This is a genomic window from Streptomyces montanisoli (genome assembly GCF_017813245.1).
GTDB lineage: Bacteria > Actinomycetota > Actinomycetes > Streptomycetales > Streptomycetaceae > Streptomyces > Streptomyces montanisoli.
On sequence record NZ_JAGIQL010000014.1, the window covers coordinates 57,299 to 66,160 of the forward strand.

Consider the following 8,862-nt stretch of genomic DNA (forward strand, 5'->3'; position numbering starts at 1 on the left):
AGCGCTAGTATCCGGGCCATGGCGCTGACCAGGAACCATGCGGACCGGTTCGAGGCCTCCATGCCCCGCCTGCAGGCCATCGCCTACCGCCTCCTCGGCTCGGCGAGCGATGCCGAGGACGCCGTGCAGGACACGTTCCTGCGCTGGCAGGCCGCCGACGTCGACCGCATCGAGGTCCCCGAGGCCTGGCTGACGAAGGTCCTCACCAACCTGTGTCTCAACCAGCTCACCTCGGCCCGCGCCCGGCGCGAGACCTACGTGGGCCAGTGGCTGCCCGAGCCGCTGCTCGCCGGCGACCCGATGCTCGGCCCCGCCGACACCGCCGAGCAGCGCGAATCCGTCTCGTACGCGGTCCTCACCCTCATGGAGCGGCTGTCCCCCAACGAGCGCGTGGTGTACGTGCTGCGCGAGGCGTTCGCCTACCCGCACCGGCAGATCGCCGAGATCCTCGACATCACCGAGGCCGCGAGCCAGCAGATCTTCCATCGGGCCAGGAGGCACGTCTCGGACGGCAAGGCGCGCACCGAGGTCGACGAGGCCGCCGCGCGGCGGATCGTCGAGGAGTTCCTCGCCGCCGCCACCAGCGGAAAGACCGAGCCGCTCGTACGGCTGCTCACCGACGACGCGGTCGCCATCGGCGACGGCGGCGGGAAGGTGCCGGCGCGCGCCAAGGCGTTCGAGGGCGCCGTCGCGGTCGCGAAGTACATGCGTGGCCTGTTCAAGCCGGGCAAGGCCCAACTCGCCCTCGCCGGCGGCGCCTACGAGGTCTACGCGACGACCGCCAACGGCGTGCCCGCCGTCGTGGCGCTCGTCGAGGGCCGGATCATCGCCGTCATGTGCCTGGAGGTCACCGGCGAGGGCATCGCCGCGTGCCGCGCGCAGGTCAACCCGGACAAGCTGGAGCGCGCGACGCGGCGGTGGGCGGCCGCCGACCACGGAGAGCCCCTGTTCCGCACGTGACGGCGCGCGTCGCCGCCGAGCGCTCATGACGCGCCCCCGACGCGACGTGACGCGCGTCACACGACCTTCCTGTCAGGAAACGGCGGGCTGCCCGGTTCAAGTGGCGAATCCGCGCGAGACAGGAGCCAGGACATGCGACAGCAGCAGCACCGCATCATCGTCATCGGAGCCGGATACACGGGAGCCACCGCCGCCGGGCGCCTCGCCAAGCGGCTGCACGACGAGGACGTCGCCATCACCCTCGTCAACGCCGAGCCCGACCTCGTCGAGCGGGTGCGGATGCACCAGTTGGCGGTCGGTCAGGAACTGCGGCCGCGGCCGCTGCGGGAGATGTTTGCGGGCAGCGGGGTCGAACTGAGGGTCGCGAAGGTCAGCGGCGTGGACGTCGACCGCAGGACCGTCACCGTCGCCGTCGCCGTCGTCGGCGCGACGAGCACCGGCGCGACCGGCACCGGCGTCACGGGCACCGCCTCCACCGCAGCCGCGACCGGCACCGAGGAACTGCCGTACGACACCCTCGTCTACGCCCTCGGCAGCGGCTGGAACACCCAGGGCGTCCCCGGCACCGCCGAGCACGCGCACGAGATCGCGAGCCGCCCCGGCGCGCTCCGGCTGAGCGAGCGCCTGGCGGCCCTGGACGCCGGCGGGACCGTGGTCGTCGTCGGCGCCGGTCTCACCGGTGTGGAGGCGGCGACCGAGATCGCCGAGACCCGCAAGGACCTCGACGTCGCCCTCGTCGCCAGAGGCGAACTCGGCGACTGGCTCTCGCCCAAGGGCCGCGGGCACCTGCGGAAGGTGTGCGGCAGGCTCGGCATCACCGTGCACGAGCACACCGCGGTCACCGGCGTGGAGGCCGACCGGGTCACGACCGCCGACGGCGAGTCCGTCCCGGCCGCCGTCACCGTGTGGGCCACCGGCTTCGCGGTCCACCCGATCGCCGAGGCCACCCCCCTGGAGACCACCGGCACGGGCCAGATCGTGGTCGACGCGACCATGCGCTCGGTCTCGCACCCCGACGTATACGCCGTCGGCGACGCGGCCATGGCAATGGGCCCCGGCGGCAAGCCGCTGCGCATGTCGTGCGCGACGGGCGTCCCCATGGCCTGGCAGGCCGCGGACGCCATCGCGGCACGACTGACCGGCGGCAAGCTCCCGACCACGACGCCGCGCTACTACAACCAGTGCATCTCGCTGGGCCGCAAGGAAGGCATCATCCAGTACGTCACGGCCGACGACCGCGCGGTCAAGGCGGCGCTGACCGGGCGTCCCGCCGCCTTCTACAAGGAAGTGGTCTGCAAGATCGCCACCTGGGGCGTCGCCAACCCGACGCTCGGCATGCCGACGCGCCGCCACCGCGTCGAACCGCCGCGGCCGACCCCGACGGAGACGCCCGCGGAAGCCTCGGCCTGACCGGGCGCGGCGCCCGCAGGAGAACGCGCGTGAAGCCACGACCTTCCGGTCGGACACGGCCGATGGCATGATCACGCACGTGACCGGTCATGCTGAGTTGTCGTTGCGATGGCAAGGAAAATCCGCACGCTGGTGGACCGCGTTCGCCGCGCTGGCCGCGGCTGCGGCGGGGGTCGCGGCAGGCCTCGGCGCCCCGGACGCTCAGACGTGGGGGATCCTTGCCGCGATCGTGGGAATGGCGGCGGTCGGCAGCGCGATCTCGATGCTCAGGCGCCGCGTGGAGGCGGGCCCGGACGGGCTGCGGTACCGCACGGTGGTGCGGTGGCGGCGACTCGCGTGGGAGGACATCGCCCGCTTCGAGGACCTGCTGGTGGACGGCGCCGACCCCCGCTTCCGCAGCACGGAGCTGCGTGTCGCGGCCAGACTGCGCGACGGCTCCACCGTCTCGCTGCCGGTGCCGTGGATGGGCCCCGCCGAGATGGGCGTCTTCGCGAAGCAGCTGTCCCAGCTGCGCGCACTGCACCGCCGCTACGCACCACACCCGCGCGTCGCGCCTCCCCGCTCGGGAGACCGACGCGCGGACGCCCGCGGAGAGGCCGGGCCCCAGCGCGACACCCACGACGCTTGAGGCTCACAAGCACGTGATGAGAACGACTCATCCAATCCGGGAGGCGCTGTCCCCAAATGCAGCGAGAACGACTGGAGCGGCTGCTGGCTGACGACGGCCAAGAGGCATCAAGCGATGCGCTTGCCGCCCTCCATGCCGGTGCTTCTCATGTTGTCTGGGACGGCACGACGCCCGCAGAGTCACTCGCCACAATCTATGGACGCCGACTCCGGGTGACCCTCCGCAAAGGCACCGAGACATCCGGCCTGGAGCGCGCGGTACTACGCCTCGGCCAATACCGCGGGCCAATCCGACTGGGGCAGATCCGGGCCCTCGATGGGTCGTGGGTGTTCATGCTGTTCCTCAACCAGCACGCCACGACTCTGATCGCCTGCACCGGGGTTCGGCGGACGCCAAACGATCCGTGACACCTCCAAGGGCAGACCCGGCTCAGTCGCCGACGGCCGGCGCCGGCCCGAGCTGGTTGAAGCGACGCTCAGCTCCTGGTCGGGTACGGGATCCGTGCAGATCCGCTTTCCCGAGAGTGGTCGGCACCATGTGTCGCCCATCGAATGACCAGGCGATGAGATCCACGCAGGTGTGGAGCGTGGACCCCAGTTCCAGGCTCTGACGAGCGGCGACCCAATCGATGAGTGCCTCGGGGTCCGCGAGGGGGCCGGCGAAGTGGATCAGATTCGAGTACCAGATGTCTCGTTTGAGATCGGCCTCGAACCACCCGTCATCCGCCAACTCTTCGGCCAGGTGTTCGGCGAGCAGCTCAACGGCTTCGTCAGGCGGAGAAGCACACAGCATGACACTCGCGGGGGTCAGCGTGAGTCCGGTCAGCTCCAACCGGATGTCATCGACTCGACTGGACGCCCGGCGCATAGCCCCCTGGTATCGAAGGACCCGCTCGTCGTCCTCGGGAACGTGCCGCCGGTACCGCTCCAACGTGCGGACGGTGAAATGCGAGGAGATTAGGGCCCCGGTGGGCCAGTGTGAAGCTCCTGCTACTGCCATGGCCTGCGCGGTAAGTCGTTCCATTCGACGGGCGGCTGATGGATCGGGCCGTAGGGCCACCGTGAGGCCCCAGCGTCCCCCATCCTCCTCAGGAGGCTCTTGCTGGAAGATCCTCCCGGCCAGGCAAGCGTCTCGTCCCTGGGCGTACAACTCCGTGAACCGCGCACTCCTCATGCGCGCCATCCTGCCTGCCTCGCCCACTCGTGCTGATGGTGCCGGCGCGGCGCGCAGGCAACGAAAAGGACCCCGAGACGAATCTCGGGGTCCTTGACCTGTGTGCACTCGGCAGGATTCGAACCTGCAACCTTCTGATCCGTAGTCAGATGCTCTATCCGTTAAGCTACGAGTGCTCGCCCGGCGGGATCTTGTGTCCCTCCTGCGGTGCGAGGACAACATTACATGACCTGCGGCCCCAGGTGAAATCCATTCGCCGGACCGGCGTCGTACCGGGTTGACCTGCGGAAACGGTGTTCTGTTCTGCGGGCCGGCCCCGCGCCTCGCTACGCGACGTCGACCGTCTCGTGCAGGCGCAGCCGGCGGTTGAGGCTGCCCGCCACCCGTGCCGTGACCGTGCGCGGCAGCAGGCGTCCGGGCCAGGTCAGGGCGCGGTTGATGGGGCGCCCCGGGTAGGACGCCGCGCGCCGCCGGGCGTAGTCGTCCAGCGTGCGGGCCGCGACGGTGGCCGGCGCCTCGGCGACGCGGGGGTCGATCGTGGCCGAGGTGCCGTCGAAGAAGCCGGTCGCGATCGCGCCGGGGTGCGCGGCCATGACGTGGACGCCTGTGCCGCGCAGCTCCTCGGCCAGCGCCTCGGTGAAGGACAGCACGAAGGCCTTGGTCGCGGCGTAGCTGGCCTGGTAGGGCATGGGCTGGAAGGCCGCCGTGGACGACACGTTGACGATGCCGCCGGAGCCCCGGGCGACCAGGTCCGCGCCAATCGCGTGGGTGAGCGCGAGCAGGCCGTTGACGTTGAGCCCGACGGAGCGCAGCTGCGGTTCGAGCGGTCGGCCGAGGAACGGGCCCGCGCTGCCCGCGCCGGCGTTGTTGATCAGCAGGTCGACGGTCAGGCCGCGGTCGCGCAGCTCCCGCAGGATCCGATCCGGGCCTTCGGAGGTGGACAGGTCGCCGGTGATGATCTCGGCGTCCGGACCGCCGTGCCGTTCCCGTATTTGGGCCGCGAGCTCCCGCAGGTCGGCCTCCGTGCGGGCCAGCAGGATCACCCGCGCTCCCCGGCGCGCGAGCTCCAGCGCGTATGCCCGTCCCAGCCCTCTGGACGCGCCCGTGACGAGCGCGGTGACACCGCGGTAGTCGTCGTTCTTCACCAGAATCCTCCAGTGCTTCGATGCTCGAACTAAACTCGACGCTAGCACGGTATTTCGATACTCGAAGCATTGGTAGGATGGGCTTCATGCCCACGCCCGAGCTCCCCGCGGTGGTTGCCGCCGTCCACGACATCTGGATGCGGACCAACGACCTCCTCGGGCAGGCGCTGGCCTCGCACAACCTGACGCCCGCGACGTTCCAGGCGCTATGGGTGCTCGACCCGGCCGAGCCGCCCCCGTCGATGAAGGTGATGGCCGAGCGCCTGTACTGCAACGCGCCGAACCTGTCCTTCATCACCAACCAGCTCACCGACCGCGGTCTGGTGGAGCGCGCCGTGGACCCGGCCGACCGGCGCTCCCGCGTCCTGCTCCTGACGGACAAGGGCCGCCGGGTGCGCGACGAACTGGTGCGGACGGCGCTGGAGAAGACGCCTCTCGCCGCGCTCAGCGACGAGGAACTGCGGCAGCTCAAGCCCTTGCTGGACCGCGCCGTCGCGTCCGGCTGACGCGCCGGAGGTCGCCGAGAACGCCCTGAACGCGACTCAGGGAGCCCAGCCCGCGACGGGCCGAACTCCCTGATCAAGGTGCGGAGGCGGAGGGATTTGAACCCTCGATGGGCTTTAAGACCCAAACCGCATTAGCAGTGCGGCGCCATAGACCGGACTAGGCGACGCCTCCAGCGCCCACGCACGCGAGGGCGGCTTGTGAAGATGATGGCACACCCGGGGGCGCGCTCACCAATCGCTCCACACCGTACCGGGCGGGCCGTCGGCATGGCAAAGCGCTTGCCAAGCGCAACGTCGCGGGCGCTGCCGCGTTGGTACGGGTGAGAGTCCGGGATTTCGCCCTGCTGGAGTTGCCTTGCTGCCTCGCGTGCGTCGCCTCGCATCATCCCTCGCTTCCTGTGTGCCGCTGGCGGCCGCCGGACTCGTCGGTCTCGCCGCCCTCGCGCCCGGTGCGTCCGCCGCCGCGTCCGCCGCCGCGGCCGGCGAGGCTCCCGGTGCCGTGCTCACCGTCAGCGTGTCCGACCCGTCGGGCGCCGTGCCGTCGGCGACGTACGAGTTGCGGTGCGCGCCCGCCGGCGGCACGCACCCGCACGCGGCCGACGCGTGCGACCGGCTCGGCGTCCTCGACCGCGACGGCGCCGACCCGTTCGCGCCCGTGCCCGACGGCCAGATCTGCACGCAGATCTACGGCGGGCCCGCCACCGCGCACATCACCGGCACCTGGCGCGGCCGCGCCGTCGACGCCGCCTTCGACCGGCGCAACGGGTGCGAGATCGCACGCTGGCGCGGGCTCGTGCCTGTACTGCCGGCCCTCGACTGAGAGGCGGACGCGAGGCGGACGCGGGGCGGACGCGAGGCAGACGCGGGGTCGACGCGAGGCGGACGCGGGGTCGACGCAAGGCGGACGCGGGGCGGGCGCCGCCCCGAACGACGCGTCGGCGTGCGCCCCCGGGCCCCACCGGCGCACGCCGGCGCGAGCAGGCGTGTAGGCGGCGTGCACACGGCATGACGATCCTGTCGCGCCGCTCCGGCACGGCCCGCACGCCGTCCGCACATCCTCGATCCCCCGTCGCCCGCACATCCCAAGACCGTAGACTCCCTCCCGTGACAGGCCGGGCCCCGGCAGGCAAGATGGGCCTCGCGGCAGGTCCGCAAAGCGCAGTGGGTCAGGGAGGAACGTTCGTCGTGAGCAGCAGGCCATCCCGAGGCGCTGCTCGCCTCGCAGCCATACTCGACGCCCTGCCCGACGGCCTCGTCCTCGTCAACGCGAACGGCACCGTCGTCAACGCCAACGCCATCGCGCTGGAGATGTTCGAGTCGCCCGGCACCGCGCTCGTCGGCCGCGGCCTGCTCGATCTGCTGCCCGAGTTCGACTCGAAGCTCATCCCCGGCTCGATGCGCCGCCCCGAGTCCACCGACGCGCGCGGCCGTACGAAGCCGACGCGCATGGCCGCACGCCGCACGGACGGCGTCGAGTTCCCCGTCGAGGTGACGAGCGCGGGCCTGGAGGACGGGCGCGACGCGTACCGCGAGCCGCACGGCGGCTACACCGGCGACGAGTTGCTGATGCTGGTCGTCAGGGATCTCGCCGGGACCGTCGACACCGAGGCGGAGCTGGCCCGTTCCCAGCGTCAGACGGAGATGATCCTGCGGGCGGCGTCCGAGGGCGTCGTCGGCACGGACACCGACGGACGCGTCGTCCTCGTCAACCCGGCGGCCGCGCAGATCCTCGGCTTCCGCGCCACCGACCTCGGCGGGCGCGAACTGCACACGCTCATCCTGCACTCGCGGGCCAACGGCGATCCGTTCCCCTACGACGAGTCGCCGCTCGCCGACACGCTCCGCTCGGGCCGCAAGCACCGGGTGCGCGGGCAGGTGCTGTGGGCGAAGAACGGCTCGGCCGTCCCCGTCGACCTGACGACCGCGCCCGTGCGCGACGGCGACCAGCTCGTCGGCGCCGTGATGACCTTCACCGACCGGCGCGCCCACGAGGAGCTGGTGAAGGACCACGCCGACGAGCTCAAGGCGGCCAGGGACGAGGCGGCCGCCGAGCTGGAGAGCGAGACCGGGCGGCTGACCGCCGAACTCGACGCGACCGAGCGGCGGCTGACCGGCGAGCGCACGGAGGTCGAGGAGCGGCTCACCGCGCAGCTGCGCGAGACCGAGGAGGCCGCGGCGGCGGAACTGGCCGACCGCAGCGACCGGTACGCGGCGGAGATCGAGGAGCTGTCGGAGCGCTACGCGTTCGTCTCGGCGCGCCACGCGCAGCTGACCGCCGTGCTCGGCGACGCGCTGCGCGGGCCGCTGGACGAGCTGCGCGGCGAACTGTCCGCGCTGGCCGCCGACCCGGCCGGGCAGCTGTGGCCCGAGGCCAACCAAATCCTCCACCACCTCGCCGCCGGATACGCGCGGATGACGACGCTCGTCGACAACGTCCTCGGCTACCAGCGCCTCGACGCGGGCACGAACCGGCTGACCAAGGTCAAGGTCATGCTGGACGGGGTCGTCGCCGCGGGCGTCGACGGCGCGGTCGAGCTGATCGGCCCGGGCCGCGCGCAGTTCGCGGTGCACGCCCCGGCCATCGAGGCCGAGGTCGACCCCGGCCGCCTCGCGACGGCGCTCGCGCACCTGATCGCGGACGTCGCGGGCGTGGACGCCACGGGCCGCACGCGCCAGCAGGCACCGGCGCAGGCAGGCGGGTACGTCGACTCGACGATCGTGGTGGCCGCGGCGCAGCGCGACAGCGTCGTGCGGATCGAGGTGCGCGGGCCCTTCTCGGGCGGCGACCCGGTGCACGAGCCGCTCGTCACCGGGATCGTGCGGGCGCACGGCGGTGTGCTGCAGACGCACCAGGTGCCGGGGATGAGCGGGCGCGCCTTCGTGCTCGAACTGCCGCTCGGCGAGGGCGGCGGCACGGTGCAGGCGCAGCCGGCCACGCCCTACCAGGAGGCGACGGGCGCGCCCGGCACGACGGCCGGGGGCGACAACGGCGGACGCGGGCGGCGGCGCGCGCGGCGCTCGTCGACCGACGCGTTCCTCG

Annotated in this window: 9 protein-coding genes and 2 tRNA genes; 7 read left to right on the forward strand and 4 right to left on the reverse strand. The window is 72.1% G+C overall.

Translation table 11 applies throughout. The annotated features are described in order from the left end of the window. The first annotated feature begins 18 nt into the window (after nucleotides 1-18). From JFN87_RS06005 to JFN87_RS06020, 4 genes are all read left to right on the forward strand, one after another. Nucleotides 19-960, forward strand: coding sequence for an RNA polymerase sigma-70 factor (locus JFN87_RS06005; RefSeq protein WP_209338827.1), 942 nt, complete (start codon nucleotides 19-21; stop codon nucleotides 958-960). 132 nt (nucleotides 961-1,092) lie between these two features. Next, on the forward strand, nucleotides 1,093-2,370 hold the full coding sequence (locus tag JFN87_RS06010) for an NAD(P)/FAD-dependent oxidoreductase (protein WP_209338828.1): 1,278 nt from the start codon (nucleotides 1,093-1,095) through the stop codon (nucleotides 2,368-2,370). 79 nt (nucleotides 2,371-2,449) lie between these two features. Continuing rightward, nucleotides 2,450-2,998 carry a PH domain-containing protein gene (locus JFN87_RS06015; protein WP_209338829.1) on the forward strand — a complete coding sequence of 183 codons (549 nt, stop codon included), beginning with the start codon at nucleotides 2,450-2,452 and terminating at the stop codon, nucleotides 2,996-2,998. A 56-nt stretch (nucleotides 2,999-3,054) separates the two neighbouring features. Continuing rightward, entirely contained in the window at nucleotides 3,055-3,405 is a 351-nt protein-coding gene (locus tag JFN87_RS06020; RefSeq protein ID WP_209338830.1) for a hypothetical protein, read from the forward strand. A gap of 22 nt (nucleotides 3,406-3,427) precedes the next feature. On the opposite strand, the gene JFN87_RS06025 is transcribed toward JFN87_RS06020, so the two are convergent. The 3 genes from JFN87_RS06025 to JFN87_RS06035 form a co-directional block, all read right to left on the reverse strand. Next, nucleotides 3,428-3,829, reverse strand: a complete 402-nt coding sequence (locus JFN87_RS06025) for a hypothetical protein (RefSeq protein WP_245178814.1) — start codon at nucleotides 3,827-3,829, stop codon at nucleotides 3,428-3,430. 445 nt (nucleotides 3,830-4,274) lie between these two features. Continuing rightward, nucleotides 4,275-4,347: transfer RNA gene (locus tag JFN87_RS06030), tRNA-Arg, on the reverse strand. 150 nt (nucleotides 4,348-4,497) lie between these two features. Next, complete coding sequence (locus JFN87_RS06035; RefSeq protein ID WP_209338832.1) at nucleotides 4,498-5,316, reverse strand: SDR family NAD(P)-dependent oxidoreductase; 819 nt, start codon at nucleotides 5,314-5,316, stop codon at nucleotides 4,498-4,500. 86 nt (nucleotides 5,317-5,402) lie between these two features. Here JFN87_RS06035 and JFN87_RS06040 point away from each other — a divergent pair, with 86 nt between their 5' ends. After that, on the forward strand, nucleotides 5,403-5,822 hold the full coding sequence (locus JFN87_RS06040; RefSeq protein WP_209338833.1) for a MarR family winged helix-turn-helix transcriptional regulator: 420 nt from the start codon (nucleotides 5,403-5,405) through the stop codon (nucleotides 5,820-5,822). 81 nt (nucleotides 5,823-5,903) lie between these two features. Here JFN87_RS06040 and JFN87_RS06045 read toward each other — a convergent pair. Next, a tRNA-Ser gene (locus JFN87_RS06045) sits at nucleotides 5,904-5,994 on the reverse strand. Between the two features lie 228 nt (nucleotides 5,995-6,222). Here JFN87_RS06045 and JFN87_RS06050 point away from each other — a divergent pair. Continuing rightward, nucleotides 6,223-6,642 (forward strand): SSI family serine proteinase inhibitor, encoded by a 420-nt coding sequence (locus JFN87_RS06050; RefSeq protein ID WP_307865320.1) that lies wholly within the window; start codon nucleotides 6,223-6,225, stop codon nucleotides 6,640-6,642. 365 nt (nucleotides 6,643-7,007) lie between these two features. After that, on the forward strand, nucleotides 7,008-8,862 hold a 1,855-nt coding region (locus JFN87_RS06055; RefSeq protein WP_209338835.1), incomplete at its 3' end, for a PAS domain-containing protein.